Source organism: Dendrosporobacter sp. 1207_IL3150, from assembly GCF_036763085.1.
Classification (GTDB): Bacteria; Bacillota; Negativicutes; order DSM-1736; family Dendrosporobacteraceae; genus JBAIYU01.
Window position 1 is genome coordinate 41,137 of record NZ_JBAIYU010000010.1, and the last position, 15,457, is coordinate 56,593.

A 15,457-nucleotide genomic window follows, 5' to 3' on the forward strand; every position below is an offset into this window, starting at 1 on the left:
CTTACTACTTGCTTACTTACTACTTACTTACCGCTTATCCTAAAACTGTAAAACAAAAAACACAACCTGATAGACTAGCAATCATCGTCGCAATAACTTGGAACTAAAATCCCTGCATCTTGCTTACTGATATAATCTGAGTCGCTATAAGGAAAGTGCTTACTTAGATAATAGCACATCATCCCTATTTATGCAATAGTCAAAATATTGTAATTATAATATTTTTTTTAATGTTGGCAGGTCGGGCAATAAAAAGCATTTCTACCGCCTACCTTTTCCGTTTTGATTATGTCTGAGCAAACAAAACACTGCTCACCGGTACGATAAGCAACTTGCAGCTTTGGTTCAAATCCGCCAGTCAAAACATCATCTGACGTAAACTTTTCCTCATATACTCCACCAAGCTGTATTGCTCTGTTTAATAAGTCTTCGAGGCAATAAAATAACCTAGTTTGCTCTTGTTCGCTTATCTGAGAAGTTTTTCGCGTGGGTAAAATCCCACTGCAAAATAGTACCTCATTAGAATAAACATTGCCAATACCAGCTATAAACTGCTGGTCCATCAGAAGCGGCTTAATCATACCTTTTCGCTGACTTAATAAGCTTAAAAAATCTTCAAGCTTAAATTCAGGATCTAGCGGTTCTGGCCCTAACCCTTCCAATTCAGGCATGACTTTTAAATTAGTAGTATTAACCAAATGAATATATCCAAGATTTATCTTAAAAAACGCTAAGTTTTCACCAGTGTCTAAACTAAGAATAAGCGATGGTCGGCCAACTAATTCTTCGTTGGCGTAAAATAGCCGGACATAGCCCTCCAGCATAAAGTGAACAATTATAGATTTTGCATTGTTCAAGCTCATGATTATTTGTTTTGCTCTTCGTCGTACAGAACTAACCTCTTGGTTGATCACACTATTAGCAAAAACTTCAATTGGCACGTTAAGAGCCTTATCTCGGTTAACTATAACATGCTTTATTGTTTTACCCTGCACATGTTTTTCTAAATGATATCTAACAGTCTCTATTTCAGGAATTTCTGGCATGATATCCCCCCAATAGCTTAGTCAACTTATTAAAGAACTATTTTACCTTCTTCTAATCTATTATTCCGCAGCACCGGCAATTGTAGTATCTGCAGGAATAACTTTCTCAGATATACGTTCTCTAAAAAAGCTGATTACGCTGGCAATAACAATTATCGAAAGTACAGAGGATAGTCCTTTGAAAAAGCCTACGCTATAGACGCCTGACATAACTATTAAAAAATCAAACGCGAAAGTTATTTTACCAACGTCCCATTTGAGTTTTTGATGCAAATACAACACTAAAATAGTAACTCCACCAAGAGAAGCACCATTCAAAAACAACACTGATAACCCACAACCCACAAACAGACCACCGATAATCGCCCCCAGCCAGTCTGGAAGCCAAAAATAGGGAAGCAAGTGATCCAACGAAGTAAGCAGGGATAAAGTGTTAACAGCCAGGAGTGTATACAGCGTAAATTGCCAGCCCATACGAATAAAAGAAAGCACGTAAAAAGGTACATTTATCCAAAAAAATGAAGCAGCAAATGACAAACCTGTGATATAGGAAAGACTAAGTGCCAGGCCAGGAGTACCGCCTGTGACCAAATGTGAATGCCGTAGAATTACTACCCCGATACTCGCCAACAAACATCCCAAAAATATATTTAATAACTTATTTAAAATAAAAATCCACGTCCTTTAAAACCTTAAAACTCACAACCACCATTATAAGCTACTCTATATAGTCTTAGTCAATATAAAAGGGTCATAATTCGAATTAATGGCCCTTTTATATATTATGTAGTTTGAGGCTCCATGCTAGACCTCCGAGTGGCAAGATATACACCCGTGATTATCCATAAACCGCCGACAATCTCACGCCAGCCGATATGCTCCTGAAGAAAGGCCACTGAAAGAATCATTCCAGCTACAGGTATTACATTAGAAAATATCGCGGTTCTATTTGGTCCCACACTAGAAACACCTTCGTTCCACCAATTAAACGCAAGGATACCACTCCCTATTATCATATAGGCCATAGATAGCCATGCAAAATTTGAAAGCTGAAATGTAACACCAGTTCCTTGGTACAACACCGCTATAACCATAAAAAAGGTTCCTGCAACCCCTGCCCAAGCGGTGGTTGCCATTGGTGAGAGATCTTCCATTACCCCTCTTCCCAACACTGAGTAAATCGCCCAGCTTATCTGACTGGCTAAAAAGAGAATATCGCCTCTGTTAAACGACAGATTCTTTATAACCTCTAATGATCCATGAGCAATTAGATAGATAACTCCAAGGAAGGATATTAATATCCCAAGCCATTGCCTTAGTTTTAGCTTTTCATGGAGAAAAACGACTGCCAATACAGCAGTTACCGCCGGACTAAGTGCAGCTACCAACGAGCAGTTAACAGCAGAAGAGTATTGCAGTCCTGTAAATTGCAGGCCATTATTTAGACCAACACCAGTAAACCCCATGAGGATTAGCGTCGGTACATGCTTTCGGGGCGGCAGGGCAGCCTTTCCGTACTTATAAAACATAAAGAATAATAAAATCATGCTTATGCCTAAAAATCTTAGAAGAACTATCATGGTAGGCGACATCTCGCCCAGCATACCTTTCACAGCAACCGGGTTTCCTCCCCAGAGTACCGCGGTCATAGCTAGAAAGAAATATATCTTCTGCGAGCCTTGCTGCATTATTAAACCATCTCCTGTAATTATAAAGAAAACACGGCTTGCGCCGAGCCTTAGCGACAGCGGAAGTCGATGTTGCCCTTATGCATGTAAGAAAGTTTTATACTTTCTTATCGTATGAAAATATTATAAATCTTTAGATCCAGGCAATGTAAACCCACGCCCCATAACCTCAGCTGCATCACTAACAATCATGAATGCACTGGGATCGGCTTCCTGAACCAATAGCTTAATTTTTGCTATTTGGGTTAAGCTTACAACAACAAAAATAACTTGCTTTCTTTGCCGCGTATAAGCTCCTTCACCTTGCAAAATAGTTACCCCTCGTCCAACTTCCTTCAATATAGCCTCAACAATTTCCTGCGTCTTATAAGAAACAATATGTATTGTCTTTCTCCTGTTAAAGCCTTCCACGACCTTATCGGTAATATTTGCGCCAACAAACATAGCTATCAGGGTCAATACAGCTAGTTTTAAACCAAACAGTGCTGCTGATAAAAGCATAATTATAAAATTGATGGAAAATCCAACTGCGCCAAAGTTTAAAGAATAATATTTTTTAACTATTGCCGCAATAATATCTAAACCACCACCGCTGCCGTTGACTCTAAAAATAATACCTGATCCCAAACCGCTAACCAAACCACCTGTTAGTGCTGCTAGGATTGGTTCATCAAGCAAATTAAATTTGGTCAAAAACTGCGTTGCATCAACTGCTGCTGAGAACATGATTGTGCCGAAAATAGTTGTAATTGTATAATCTCTGCCTAAAAATTTGTAAGCAGCATAAATCAGAGGTATATTCATGATAAGTATCTGTAACCCGATTGGAAACCCAAATAAAAAATAAGAAATAATAGCAAGTCCGCTAACACCTCCGCTTAGCAAGTGGTGTGGAACGAGAAAAAGATTTATTGAGGCACCGCAAATCAAACAGCCAAGTGCGACCCAAAAATACTGCAATAATCTATTTTTCAATTTATTCCCTCATCTCATTTCGAATGCTTAAATCAGATATTTTAAGGTGTATTCGGTAAGCTGGTAATAATAATGCGGCTCACATACCCCTCACTCATATCAAAAATCAGTCGCTTTTCAGGCGAAGAGTCAGTTTTGTATATAAAGTATCGATGTCCTTTAATTGTCTGACGTTCAGGGTCACCGTACTCTTTAATTACTTTGTAACTTGTGCCTCCGACTCTAATACCGCGCTTAGTTTGAAATTGATCATTATCAACTAAAATAAAGGCAATTTTGTTTGTGTCAATAAAAGTCCAGACACGCAATCCAGGATAAGTAAGATAATTTAACGGTGGCTCACCTTTTTCATCACTCGTCTGCCTTTTTGGAGGGCCGAGCTTAACCAATACTTCTTCATAGGTATTATTGATAAAATCAATTTCGTTAATCAAGAAGTCTTCATTTGGTATACCGGCACTGCATGTAGAGTGGGTAAAAAATAACACAGCTAAAAGTAATAAGAAGAATTGTTTTTTCATAACTACTCCATTGTTATCACATTATTAAATTCTAAACCAATACTTTATCCTATATACAGAAGCAAATTTCCTTCTTGCAAAAAAAAAAATAGTTTCTCGTTAAAGAAACTAAAAAGAGGGTACAACTTATGAAGCTTATATAGAAGATTGTTTGCTCTAAGATTTTATCATACATATTATGGAAAATTCAATAATAATATTTCATCAAAATCATAGTTATGTCAACACTATTCGACACAAAAATGAAGGGCTACTTTACAGCAGCCCTATTCTTGTCATTATTAAAATAATCTACAGTAGTGAAAAAAGGATTCCTAAGTTTCTGATCTTTTTTAACCGAGCTATAGAGCTCCAATAAATTTTCTAACTCCCTGAGATAAGGAGAATTACTCTTCATATTAGTAGGAATTCTATCTAGCTCTTCTAAAACATACGCAATCCTAGCAATAAGATTATCTGTTGACAAATTTTCCAATCCCTTCCATGGAATATTATCATAAGAATAATAAATTTTACAAATATTGTCAAGTAAAATTAAGATATGACTTTTTTCTTGGGAATTAGAGTTACTCGGACAACATTATCGTCTTCATCTAAGTCGATTTTTAGTATTTTACTTGCATTCTCTTCAATACTAACTCGATATCCCCTTTCATCTAGCCAATATTCCTCCGTAGAAGCTATTTGTCCAAAATCACTGTTTTGCTTACTGCCTCCGTCACCATCTGACATCGCCCGACCTCCTAGTATCATCTTCCTCTCTAATACTTTTTCCATTTATTGAAATTACAAACTCACTTGTAAAGAAAAAAAAGCTAAATGGATTATATCCATCAGCTTTAAAAATTTAAATTATTTTTATGCAATTAACTCTGCAATCTAATTTCAGCTTGGCGAGTGCTTCGGCTAAAGAATTATTTATAGGTTGATTATCAGTATTAGTCTGGGATTTCAGGTATTTTGCAACATCACGTTTACTAAGTTTGTCACTTTCTTTCTTTTTGCGCTCATTGAAAGCCGTAAGCTTTTCACGGTGACCACAGCCGCAGACAAATAACCGTCCATCTCCTTCACCACGCAACTCAAGCTTTTTATGGCAGTTCGGGCAGCGAGAATTTGTGACTTTCGCCAAACCCTTTCGATATCCGCACTCTCGATCCTGACATACTAACATTTTTCCTTTTTTACCGTTTACTTCTAGTAGATATTTACCACACTCCGGACATTTACTACGAGTCATATTATCATGTTTAAACTGTTCGCTGCTGTTTTTTATTTCATGAACAACTTCTTTTGCATAACGTCTCATCTCTGCAATAAAATCATTCTTAGCCAGCTTCCCTTTTGCTATCTCACTTAGTTTTTGCTCCCACTCCGCTGTCAAAGCCGGGGACTTTAAGTCTTCAGGTACTAACTCCAGCAATTGCTTGCCCTTAGAAGTTATGAAAATATCCTTATTCTTTTTTTCAATTAGAAAGCTACTGAAGAGTTTTTCTATAATGTCAGCCCTAGTCGCAACAGTGCCCAGCCCACCAGTTTCGCTAATTGTTTTCCTTAGATCTCCGCTTACATCCGCCATATATTTTTGCGGACTTTCCATAGCAGTAAGCAGCGTAGCTTCAGTAAAAGGGGCTGGCGGTTTAGTCTCACCCTTGGTAATACTTAGTTGTGAGATTTTCAGTGTGTCGCCTTTACTGATTGCCGGCAGCAGCTGTTCAGCAGGCTGATCACTCACTTCATCATCTTCTTGGCTGCCTTGATAAACTTCTTTCCATCCTTGTGATATTACTGTCTTGCCTTTTGCTGAAAAGCGTTCGTCTCCAATTTCAGCGATAATAGTAGTCTGCTCATACTCAAATGGCGGATAAAGTACAGCTAAAAACCGTTTGACAACTAAATCATATATTTTTCGTTCCTTATCGCTTAGAGCAGAAAAATTAACATATTGCTCAGTTGGAATAATCGCATGATGATCTGAAACTTTACTGTCGTCGACAAAATGCTTATTTGCTTTAATCGGGCTTTTACCAGCCTTAAAAGCTAGTTTAGTATAAGGTCCGCTGCCGCAAGCAGTTAAACGGTCTTTTAAAGTGTCAACTAAATCGGATGATAAGTACCTGGAATCAGTTCTTGGATATGTTAGAATTTTATGAGTCTCATATAATTTCTGCATTATTGAAAGTGTCTCTTTAGCCGAGAAACCAAATATCTTATTGGCGTCACGCTGCAATTCTGTCAAATCATACAACTGGGGTGCGTAAGCTTTTTTAGCTGCCTTGGTAACATCAATAACACTAGCACTTTTATTGCCTAGAGCTTTAACAATATCTTCGCAATTAGCTTTATCAAAGGTCTTAAAATCCTTGGTCTTTTTATCTTGCCAAAAGAGCTTTAATTTATCAACTAAAGCTGTTATTCCATAATAGGACTGCGGTTTAAAGTTTCTAATCTCTTCTTCTCTTTTTGCTATGATAGCAAGTGTTGGCGTTTGTACCCTGCCACAAGATAGCTGAGCATTGTACTTACAGGTTAACGCTCTTGTGGCGTTTATTCCTACCAGCCAATCAGCTTCTGCTCGGGCAACCGCTGATGCATATAAATTCTCATATTCTCTGCCCGGCTTAAGCTTACTAAAACCATCTTTTATAGCCTTATCTGTAACCGACGATATCCAGAGACGCTTTACCGCCTTTCTAGCATGCGCTTTCTCAATAATCCATCTCGCTACAAGCTCGCCTTCCCGCCCAGCATCAGTAGCAATTATTATTTCACTGATATCTTTTCGGTTAAGCAGCTCTTTAACTGTATTAAACTGTCTTGCAGTCTGTTTAATGGCAACAAGCTTCAATTCAGCAGGCAGCATCGGCAAATCTTCAAGCCGCCAACTTTTGTAACTTTCTCCATACACTTCAGGATCAGCCAAAGTTACAAGATGCCCTAACGCCCACGTTACTATGTATTTATCACCTTCAAAATAGCCGTTTCCATTCTTGCCACAATTTAAAACGCGCGCTAAATCACGACCGACCGAAGGTTTCTCTGCTAAAACTAATGCTTTACTCATGTCGATATCCTCTCAGAAAAAAGTAGTATTAATATAGTATCACAGATTTTAAGAAAACTTAAATAAACTAACAACAATCCCCCTCCTGCATCTATGAATTTAGCAATTATTCTCAGGCTATACTATGCTTATCTTGATTGTTTTTGAGGAGGGCGCAATGAATAATTACCATAATTTAATCCGGCATCACGGTGTCGAGCCGCTCTTTCACGCTATTGAAATGTCAGTTACTGCAATCTGCAATGACCATCCACTCCATCTACATACTGAGGGTCTAAGAGGTACGGGTAAAACCACAGCTCTGCGGGCCGCGAGAGATATATTGCCGCCTATTACCAGAATAAAAGACTGTGTGTACAATTGCTTCCCTTCTGCCCCTCATTGTCCTTTGCATCGTAATCTATCACAAGATGAAATTACTAAACTAGGAACAGAAATTGTTCCTCGCCCTTTTTTAGAAATCTCTCACTCAGCCAAGCCAGGCTCTATTGTTGGCTGTATTGATCTAGCAAAATTAACAGACCCTGCTAATTCAGTTGCTGCACTCTTGCCCGGCACTATACCGCAAGCACATCGGGGAATAATTTTCATTGATGAAATAAATAGATTAGCAGATACCTCACCGGAAATAGCGGATATATTGCTTGACGTTATGGGTACTAAACCAGGCCGAATACAAATTGAGGAGCCAGGACTACCTACAGTTGAAATAAATGTTTGCATAAGTATTTGGGCAGCATCCAATCCGGACGAGGAGCCTGGACAGCTGCGTCAAATTCGCCGCCAATTATCTGATCGTTTCGATTTAACAGTACCCGTAAGCCAGCCAACTGACCAAGACTCAATTGTTAATATACTAAAAGGAACTCCGCCAAACCACTTAATTAGCAATAACAAGCCCTTTCCGATTTCTTCAACAGATACGATTACTATTACTGATAACATTCGAAGTATCCTTGCTGATATATATGTAAAATTCAAATTGGAGAGTTTACGCGCAATTAAGGCCGTAGAGACTTCAGCTTGTCTTGAAGCAGTGTTATCACTACATAATTGTGTCACAATTGACCATATCATACGTGTTATACCAAACACTTTAGGACACCGCGCAGACGAAAAAACCATTAATGAAATACTCAAATACTTAACAGACTTGAAGAATGGCTCTTTACGTACAACCAGCGCCGCAGCCTTACCAGTAAATTCTATAGAAAACAAGATAACTCTGCCGCGTGAAGCCTGGTGGAAAAAATGGCTTCGTGCATTTGCTTCAAAATTAAAAATCAATCACTTCAATCAGGAAGCAAACAGTTCTTCCTATTCAAATAAAGAATCTCAGGCAAACAACATGAAGGTTGTTAAACCAGCTGAAACCACTATAACAGCACCGCCAACAACAGCAGCACCCTTAAGCAGCTTAGCTGACGAAAAACTGATAACTTATCCAACTAAACATGATGATTAATATCGACTATACTGTTATACCGCCTGATAGAGTAATTAGCCCTACCGAACAACTTATTAGTGCTTTCAATAGTAACCAAGGCTGTAGAGTTGGTGAATGTACAGTTGCCAGCAGAAAGATGCATATTTATAATGTACAAAATCCAGGTGAAATCCAAATTCTAAAAAACGTTGATGCCGGGCGGCTATTTTATAACAAAAGTGATTGTGATAAAATTGTTCACTTGGATATTTTTCACGAATGCGGACCTGTTGATCACCGTCTAGTTGCCGCAGCAATTACAGACTCAATTATTCATTTTAATTCTACCATTACTGGCAGTGAACAAGTAAATTCAAACCTAATTGACATCCAGACAAGTACAGGCGGGGGACGGATTACAGGGAACTTAACATTCGGGCAAAAACGCTCCTTACAACAAGCTCACCAAAATCATGTTCATGTGGCTGCTATGTTACTTGATAATAGTCTTTCGAGCATATTTTATATTACGCTCGCCGTTGAAGCTGCCATCTTACAATGCGGGTTGGAACTAAGACGAATTGATACAATAACTCCCTTGTTCAGCAGCGGCGAGCAGTTAATGGACTTATCTGATTTTACTGACCAAAACGACTCATTGCTAAAAGAAAGCGAGCCCGACTTAAATCCGGTAATTTCTCAGCAAACTTCTGATATTACTAGTAATGATGAACAAACTTACGCTATAAGCAACGCAAAGCAAAATTCCGGTCTAAGTAAAATCAATGCTCAAAAGAACTCGGTAGAAGGAAGCTGCAATCAACAATGCCTTTTATCTCTAGGTGATAATAACTCTGCCTCAATATTACAATATCTTACATATAAAAATACCAACCCTAATCTTGCGTATAAACACCTTTCTAATATTGAGCGTCATATTCGCAGGCTGTTGAAAAATTTCTTTAAAGGCAACATATCTACTTCGCGACGTTATAGCACCTACGCAAGCTCCGGCACTTTGCAAACTATAAGTAAACTTTCTTCGAACGACTATTCTTCTGGAATATTAGACATTAGCGCAACAGTTCAAGCTGCGGCTGTAAGAACAATTAGTGCTAATAATACTAGTTTAGCTATTAGCTGTGGTGACTTAAATTTCAAGAAACTAATCCCTTCAAAAAAGATTGATATATGCTTCATTCTCGACGCTAGTGCCAGTATGGAAGGCCCCAGAATACAAATTGCGAAAGCACTGATTCTGCGCCTGCTTAATACTACCGCTGCCCGAATCAGCCTAATATCATTTCAAGATAATGAAGCTGTTGTTAAAACAACACTCACCCGCAGTAAAGAGAAAATTAAAATAGGTTTAGCATCTATCAATCCTTATGGCGCAACGCCGCTTGCCCTTGGACTTAAAACCTGTTTAACCCATCTAAAAGAAAATAAAGCTAGCAATCCGCTCTTAGTACTAATTACCGACGGTCTGCCAAGCTATGCATCAGGTATTACTGATGATCCTCTTAATGACGCCCTGAAGATTGCCGATGAAATAAGATCTTCTAACTATAAATTTACTTGTATTGGTTTGGATTCGAGTCAAGATTATTTAAGTACACTTGCATATATTGCAGGCGGATGCGTATATTACTGCAAATAAACCGTTAAAGCCTCTCTATAAGCTTTATTGCTTTATAGAGAGGCTTTAAAATTTAAATGTCTTATATTATCCCCTGTTTAACCAACGTTGGTAACTATAATGAATGATGGAGTCAATTTCATAAAGTTTACCGCCTTGTTTAATATGACTAAGTACTGGCGATAATGCATGACCGACTGTTCCCTTTAATTCTTGCTCAGTAGGATCATGTCCCAATTTTTCCGATAGAACGGCTCTCGCCTCGTCAATTATATTACTAATAAGCAGACTCATATTACGAACCCCCAGCTAACATAAACTATATATTTCAATTGTATTCTGGAGGTTACGTAATTATACTATTAATTTTTAAATAGAGTAATCCATATCGTCTGCTTCTAAAGTACCAATGTAACGAATTGTTCTAAACTTCGAGAAATCAAGCCATTTATTAGCTTGCAATGCTGACTTCTTGTTTTCCCAGTTAGTCAGCAACTCTAGGTCATGTTTGAAATTAACATAGTCATCATTGGAAGCTATTTTGATATAAGACCCCTTTGAATCAATCACAGGTACTGACTCGAAGGTGTATTCGCTTAACGGAACCAAATCTTGCAGTTTGAAATTCCTAATCTTAGCTGCAAGTTTTGCTTTTAAATCAAAAACATCAAAGTTTTCGGGATAGTCGTATGTTTTGCCTGCAGTCGGTATAACATCTCCAACCTTGAAGATTCTCGGCCGAGCTTCTATTCTTCTGATAGATCCTTCAGAAAGAATAAAGTAATACTCGTCAAAACAGTTAGCAGTTATTTTTAATTCATTATTTATAAACTGGGTGGTAGTTTGGATTTCAGTGACTAGACCAGAAACTATCCCCCCGCCGCTGACATCATAGCCATCTACTAATACAAACCGGCCGGTAACTTGATTATTTTTGAATTCATCAAAACTAATCGGACGTTTGGTCTTGATTATTACCTCTGCAACATCATTTGTTTTAACTTGACTTGCATTTTCTACTGTTTCTAAATTTGTTGCATCAATTACCTTGCTGATAGCGTGAATTTCACACTCAACTTCCTGAGTAACTAATTTAAGCTTATATTCCTTGTTCTTAACTAGTTCCTTCTTCCCCATCCAAAAAAGATTGGCCTTAAACGTATCTGATACTAATGGTGCAGCAGTAGGGTGAACTATAAATTCACCTCGTTGATTAAAAAACTCATCTTCAACAGTAATCCCGACAGACATTCCGGCATAAACACTGTCAGTCTGGTCTTTGTCAGCCCAGTATTCGATGCTTTTAACCTTTGTAGTTTTATTGCTTGGCGAAATTAGAACTTCATCACCCTTTTTAAGTGTGCCTGTTTCAATTCGACCAGCAATAATTCTGCGATTATCAAACTTATATACATCCTGGATCGGAAACCTTAAAGCTCTACCTTCTAACCCTTTTTCCTTCTCAAATAGATCTATTGCTGTAAGTACAGGCTCGCCTTTGTACCAAGGCATTTTGTCTGATTTTACTATCATATTCTCGCCAAAGAAAGCAGAGATAGGGATATATTTTAATGGAAATACATTTAGATTATTTAAAAATTCGTTCATATCATTGCGAATTTCATTAAATTTATCTTCAGAATAGTCGATTAGATCCATCTTATTAACTAACACATAAGCCTTCTGAATTCCTAGCAATGACAAAATGTAGCCATGTCTTTTGGACTGCTCCTGAATGCCCTCATTTGCATCAATTATCAGCAGGGCCGCTTCGGCGCTTGCCGCCCCGGAAATCATGTTTTTTAGAAATTCTTTGTGTCCCGGTGCGTCAATAATTACATAATCCCGTTTATCGGTACGGAATTGCAACTGGGTAGTGTCGATGGTAATACCCTGCTTTTGCTCTTCCTCGAAGGCATCCAGCAAATAAGCATACTCAAAGGGCTTACCCTTTTCCTTTGAAATCCTCTTTACTCTGTCAATCGCACCCTCAGGCAATGATTTTGTATCATATAATAATCTGCCAATCACCGTTGACTTACCGTGATCGACATGGCCTACTACAACTATATTAAGAACTTCTCTAGCTGCATCCATTCTAATTCTCCTCCCCATATGTTAATTATAAAAAAACAACGATTAACCGCGGAGTACGCGGAGACCGCGAAGGGTTGCTTACGCAAGTATTTTATATTTTAATGCGTGATAGCATCGCGCCATTCCTTCCGTAAACCCTCTGCGTACTCTGCGTACTCTGCGGTTAAAAATCGTCCCTACGGTTTACATGTACCCGTCTTTACGTAGTTTTTGCATTGCATAGGAATCCTCTTGGTCCTGGGCTCTGCCTGCCCGTTCGCTTACTTTGGTATTTTTTAATTCTTCAATAATGTCTGCAACAGTTGTTGCGTTAGAATCGATTTGTCCCGTGCAAGGCGCACAGCCCAAACTACGATAGCGTTTGCCGTTTTTAGCAAAATATAAATCTACTAACGGAATATTCTCGCGCTCGATATACGCCCAAATATCAATTTCGTTCCAATGGAGAATTGGGTGGACGCGGATATGGTTGCCTTTAGGAAAATCAGTTTTAAATTGATTCCATAGTTCTGGCGGCTGATTTGTATAATCCCATTCAGAATCCTTAGTTCTTTCACTGAAAACTCGCTCCTTAGAACGTGAGCCTTCTTCATCACGCCTTATTCCTAAGATTAGTCCTTCAAATTCATAATTAGTAACAACTTGCTGCAGCCCATCCGTTTTTAAAGCTTTGCAGCAAACTAGGCGGCCTTTATCTGGACCCATTCCCTCATCGATTGCTGGCTGGTTTGTGTGGACAATCAAATCAAGCTTATATTCTTTAGCCATTCTGTCGCGGAACTCAATCATTTCGGGAATTTTATATTTGGTGTCGACATGGATAAACGGAAATGGGCAATGCCCGAAAAAGGCTTTCTTAGCAAGCCATAAGAGTACTGTAGAATCTTTGCCAATCGACCACAACATTCCCAGCTTGCCAAATTTCTTATAGGCTTCACGCAAAATATATATACTCTGGGCTTCTAATCTATCTAAACGATCCATATCCAATACCTCCTAATATGCATTAGCTTGACTTTTATCTATGGAAATAACTTTTTCTGTTCCGTCTGGAGCTACGATAATCCAATGCAGCAGATTGCCCTCTTGTTTTGTATACATAAAGCTGCCTCTGCCACCAATATCAGCCCCTAGATAGTATTTAATTGCATTAAAATTGCATTCTTTGACACATGATGTACAGCCCCAGCAGTCCTTAGGAAACTTTATTTCAGTTTTTCCTTTAGAGTTTTTATAAAGTAGGCTGCCTGGACAAACCTCTCGGCATTTTCCACATCCGTTGCATTTTTGTGTATCAATGAGTATGCTCATAGATTTCATCCCTCTTTACCAAATCTCGCAGGATTAAGTTAACTTCACCATTTACAAAACGTGAGTTAACATATTTAAGCCAATTAGTGTCGTCTTTATCTGGATAATCAGCATTCTCCTGGAATGAATGCCATCTGGTCTCTTTCCTGGCTGCCAAATGCTCTATCAGCACTTTACATACATATAGCCTATCAATAACTTCATAGATACTCATTAATTCATGCAAGTCTTTAGCCTTAAGCGAGTTACTTAACTTAATCAATTCATCAATACGTTCCCGAGCAACCTTAAGTTTTGGCAAGTTATAGGTATAGCCTGATGAAATACCGCCAGCATAGTCATCCATTACTTTTTGCATAGCGTCTTCGACATCTTCTATATTGTAAATGCCCTGTTCACCTGATAAATAATTATCAATACTTGCTTTGCTCTCTTCAACTTCGGCATTGCTAGGCCACTCGTTAGTTTTTTCTTCTATATATTCTAATGCTGATAGTGCCGCAATCTCACCCTCAGCAAAACAGCCTGTTACATATTTTTGAGGACATCCACCGGCTACATCACCAGCTGCATAAAGCCCTGGGATAGTAGAAGCCCGACGCGTATCTACCCAATAGCCGCTGGCAGTATGGCCTCCTACGATATAAGGCTCAGTACCCTCAATTTCTACATCGGCTTCAGCCGGCCCACAGCCGTTTTCAAACCAACGCAAGGTCTGGGCCGGAGCCATATTTAGATAAGCTTTAAAAAGTTCACTCTCTTGATTCGCGGTAATTCCTACTGTATTCAAATAACAAGGTCCCTTACCATTTTTGTTTTCCATAACTGTCGAGTATAAACGATTACAGGTCTTGGGACTGCCATAGTTTTTTTCGTATTCTTCACCTAAACTGTTGATCTGTTGGGCTCCTACCCCTTGCGCAATCGTCCCTGTAGGGGCAATTGTATCCTTACACCTGAGGGCGATAAAGCGCATCTCAAAGGTGGTCATTTCAGCACCAGCCCTGATTCCCATTGCATATCCAGCTCCAGTATTAAAGGGACTATACCACATTTTATGTCTTGATAAGCCTGGATTGTTAGGTCGATAAAGCCCAGCCGCTCCTCCAGTTGCACAGATAACTGATTTTGCCGATATTACATAAAAGTCGGCTGAATCTAAGGAAAACCCATAAGCACCGATTATCTTGCCTTCTTTAATAATGTAGTCAGTAATGTTAACTCGATTTAAAACTTTAATATTAGGTTTCTGAGTAACCGCATCAGCCAAAATAGTTTTTATGTTCTCACCATTTATTTTGATGTTCCTATTACCTCTGGCAACATATTCACCATTATTGTCTTTTTGAATAACTAGACCAAGCTCTTCAACCTTTTTAGTCACTTGGTTTAACCTTGCTGCCATCGAAAGAACAAGATCTTCACGTATTAAGCCTTCTGCATCATTCTTTACATACTCTAAGTAACTTTCAGGAGTCTGGCCTGGCACAATATACGCATTTAGAGCATTCACACCTGCCGCAAGACAGCCGCTGCGTTTAATATTAGCCTTCTCAGCGATAAGCACAGTAACTTCTGCTTGTCGTTCAGCTATAGTTAATGCAGCATAACAACCTGCCGTTCCGCCTCCAATAATAAGAATATCGGTTTCTATTTTTTGTGCCGCTAGTTTCATAACTGCTCACACCCT

General features: G+C 38.7%; 14 protein-coding genes. 2 read left to right on the forward strand and 12 right to left on the reverse strand.

Annotation, left to right across the window (positions count from 1 at the left end):
• Positions 1-227: 227 nt before the first annotated feature.
• From mutM to V6C17_RS03695, 7 genes are all read right to left on the reverse strand, one after another.
• Positions 228-1,046 carry a bifunctional DNA-formamidopyrimidine glycosylase/DNA-(apurinic or apyrimidinic site) lyase gene (mutM, locus tag V6C17_RS03665; protein ID WP_333521188.1) on the reverse strand — a complete coding sequence of 273 codons (819 nt, stop codon included), beginning with the start codon at positions 1,044-1,046 and terminating at the stop codon, positions 228-230.
• A 60-nt stretch (positions 1,047-1,106) separates the two neighbouring features.
• Positions 1,107-1,688 (reverse strand): YitT family protein, encoded by a 582-nt coding sequence (locus tag V6C17_RS03670; protein ID WP_333521189.1) that lies wholly within the window; start codon positions 1,686-1,688, stop codon positions 1,107-1,109.
• A 140-nt stretch (positions 1,689-1,828) separates the two neighbouring features.
• Positions 1,829-2,734, reverse strand: a complete 906-nt coding sequence (locus tag V6C17_RS03675; protein WP_333521190.1) for a DMT family transporter — start codon at positions 2,732-2,734, stop codon at positions 1,829-1,831.
• A 123-nt stretch (positions 2,735-2,857) separates the two neighbouring features.
• Complete coding sequence (locus V6C17_RS03680) at positions 2,858-3,709, reverse strand: YitT family protein (RefSeq protein ID WP_333521191.1); 852 nt, start codon at positions 3,707-3,709, stop codon at positions 2,858-2,860.
• 41 nt (positions 3,710-3,750) lie between these two features.
• Positions 3,751-4,230 (reverse strand): hypothetical protein, encoded by a 480-nt coding sequence (locus tag V6C17_RS03685; RefSeq protein WP_333521192.1) that lies wholly within the window; start codon positions 4,228-4,230, stop codon positions 3,751-3,753.
• 534 nt (positions 4,231-4,764) lie between these two features.
• On the reverse strand, positions 4,765-4,962 hold the full coding sequence (locus V6C17_RS03690; protein WP_333521193.1) for a hypothetical protein: 198 nt from the start codon (positions 4,960-4,962) through the stop codon (positions 4,765-4,767).
• 115 nt (positions 4,963-5,077) lie between these two features.
• A complete protein-coding gene (locus tag V6C17_RS03695; protein ID WP_333521194.1) occupies positions 5,078-7,294 on the reverse strand; it encodes a DNA topoisomerase III in 2,217 nt (738 codons plus the stop codon).
• Positions 7,295-7,451: 157 nt separating this feature from the next.
• Here V6C17_RS03695 and V6C17_RS03700 point away from each other — a divergent pair, with 157 nt between their 5' ends.
• Both V6C17_RS03700 and V6C17_RS03705 read left to right on the forward strand, forming a co-directional pair.
• Positions 7,452-8,759, forward strand: coding sequence for an ATP-binding protein (locus V6C17_RS03700; RefSeq protein ID WP_333521195.1), 1,308 nt, complete (start codon positions 7,452-7,454; stop codon positions 8,757-8,759).
• Positions 8,749-10,380: a vWA domain-containing protein gene (locus tag V6C17_RS03705; protein ID WP_333521196.1), complete on the forward strand. Its 1,632-nt coding sequence runs from the start codon at positions 8,749-8,751 to the stop codon at positions 10,378-10,380. The genes V6C17_RS03700 and V6C17_RS03705 overlap by 11 nt, the downstream gene beginning before the upstream one ends.
• A 66-nt stretch (positions 10,381-10,446) precedes the next feature.
• On the opposite strand, the gene V6C17_RS03710 is transcribed toward V6C17_RS03705, so the two are convergent.
• From V6C17_RS03710 to V6C17_RS03730, 5 genes are all read right to left on the reverse strand, one after another.
• A complete protein-coding gene (locus V6C17_RS03710) occupies positions 10,447-10,653 on the reverse strand; it encodes a hypothetical protein (RefSeq protein WP_333521197.1) in 207 nt (68 codons plus the stop codon).
• Between the two features lie 75 nt (positions 10,654-10,728).
• The gene (locus tag V6C17_RS03715) at positions 10,729-12,456 is read right to left on the reverse strand and encodes a sulfate adenylyltransferase subunit 1 (protein WP_333521198.1); all 1,728 of its coding nucleotides are present in this window, start codon (positions 12,454-12,456) and stop codon (positions 10,729-10,731) included.
• Positions 12,457-12,639: 183 nt separating this feature from the next.
• A complete protein-coding gene (cysD, locus tag V6C17_RS03720; RefSeq protein ID WP_333521199.1) occupies positions 12,640-13,440 on the reverse strand; it encodes a sulfate adenylyltransferase subunit CysD in 801 nt (266 codons plus the stop codon).
• Positions 13,441-13,452: 12 nt separating this feature from the next.
• Complete coding sequence (locus V6C17_RS03725) at positions 13,453-13,767, reverse strand: 4Fe-4S dicluster domain-containing protein (RefSeq protein WP_333521200.1); 315 nt, start codon at positions 13,765-13,767, stop codon at positions 13,453-13,455.
• Complete coding sequence (locus tag V6C17_RS03730) at positions 13,751-15,442, reverse strand: adenylyl-sulfate reductase subunit alpha (protein WP_333521201.1); 1,692 nt, start codon at positions 15,440-15,442, stop codon at positions 13,751-13,753. The genes V6C17_RS03725 and V6C17_RS03730 overlap by 17 nt, the downstream gene beginning before the upstream one ends.
• Positions 15,443-15,457: the final 15 nt, after the last annotated feature.

Excerpts from the sequence above, each read along its gene's own strand:
- cysD (WP_333521199.1), bottom strand. The coding sequence starts at position 13,440 with ATGGATCGTTTAGATAGATTAGAAGCCCAGAGTATATATATTTTGCGT.
- V6C17_RS03725 (WP_333521200.1), bottom strand. The coding sequence starts at position 13,767 with ATGAGCATACTCATTGATACACAAAAATGCAACGGATGTGGAAAATGC.
- mutM (WP_333521188.1), bottom strand. The coding sequence starts at position 1,046 with ATGCCAGAAATTCCTGAAATAGAGACTGTTAGATATCATTTAGAAAAA.
- V6C17_RS03730 (WP_333521201.1), bottom strand. The coding sequence starts at position 15,442 with ATGAAACTAGCGGCACAAAAAATAGAAACCGATATTCTTATTATTGGA.
- V6C17_RS03675 (WP_333521190.1), bottom strand. The coding sequence starts at position 2,734 with ATGCAGCAAGGCTCGCAGAAGATATATTTCTTTCTAGCTATGACCGCG.
- V6C17_RS03685 (WP_333521192.1), bottom strand. The coding sequence starts at position 4,230 with ATGAAAAAACAATTCTTCTTATTACTTTTAGCTGTGTTATTTTTTACC.
- V6C17_RS03700 (WP_333521195.1), top strand. The coding sequence starts at position 7,452 with ATGAATAATTACCATAATTTAATCCGGCATCACGGTGTCGAGCCGCTC.
- V6C17_RS03705 (WP_333521196.1), top strand. The coding sequence starts at position 8,749 with ATGATGATTAATATCGACTATACTGTTATACCGCCTGATAGAGTAATT.
- V6C17_RS03690 (WP_333521193.1), bottom strand. The coding sequence starts at position 4,962 with ATGTCAGATGGTGACGGAGGCAGTAAGCAAAACAGTGATTTTGGACAA.
- V6C17_RS03715 (WP_333521198.1), bottom strand. The coding sequence starts at position 12,456 with ATGGATGCAGCTAGAGAAGTTCTTAATATAGTTGTAGTAGGCCATGTC.
- V6C17_RS03710 (WP_333521197.1), bottom strand. The coding sequence starts at position 10,653 with ATGAGTCTGCTTATTAGTAATATAATTGACGAGGCGAGAGCCGTTCTA.
- V6C17_RS03695 (WP_333521194.1), bottom strand. The coding sequence starts at position 7,294 with ATGAGTAAAGCATTAGTTTTAGCAGAGAAACCTTCGGTCGGTCGTGAT.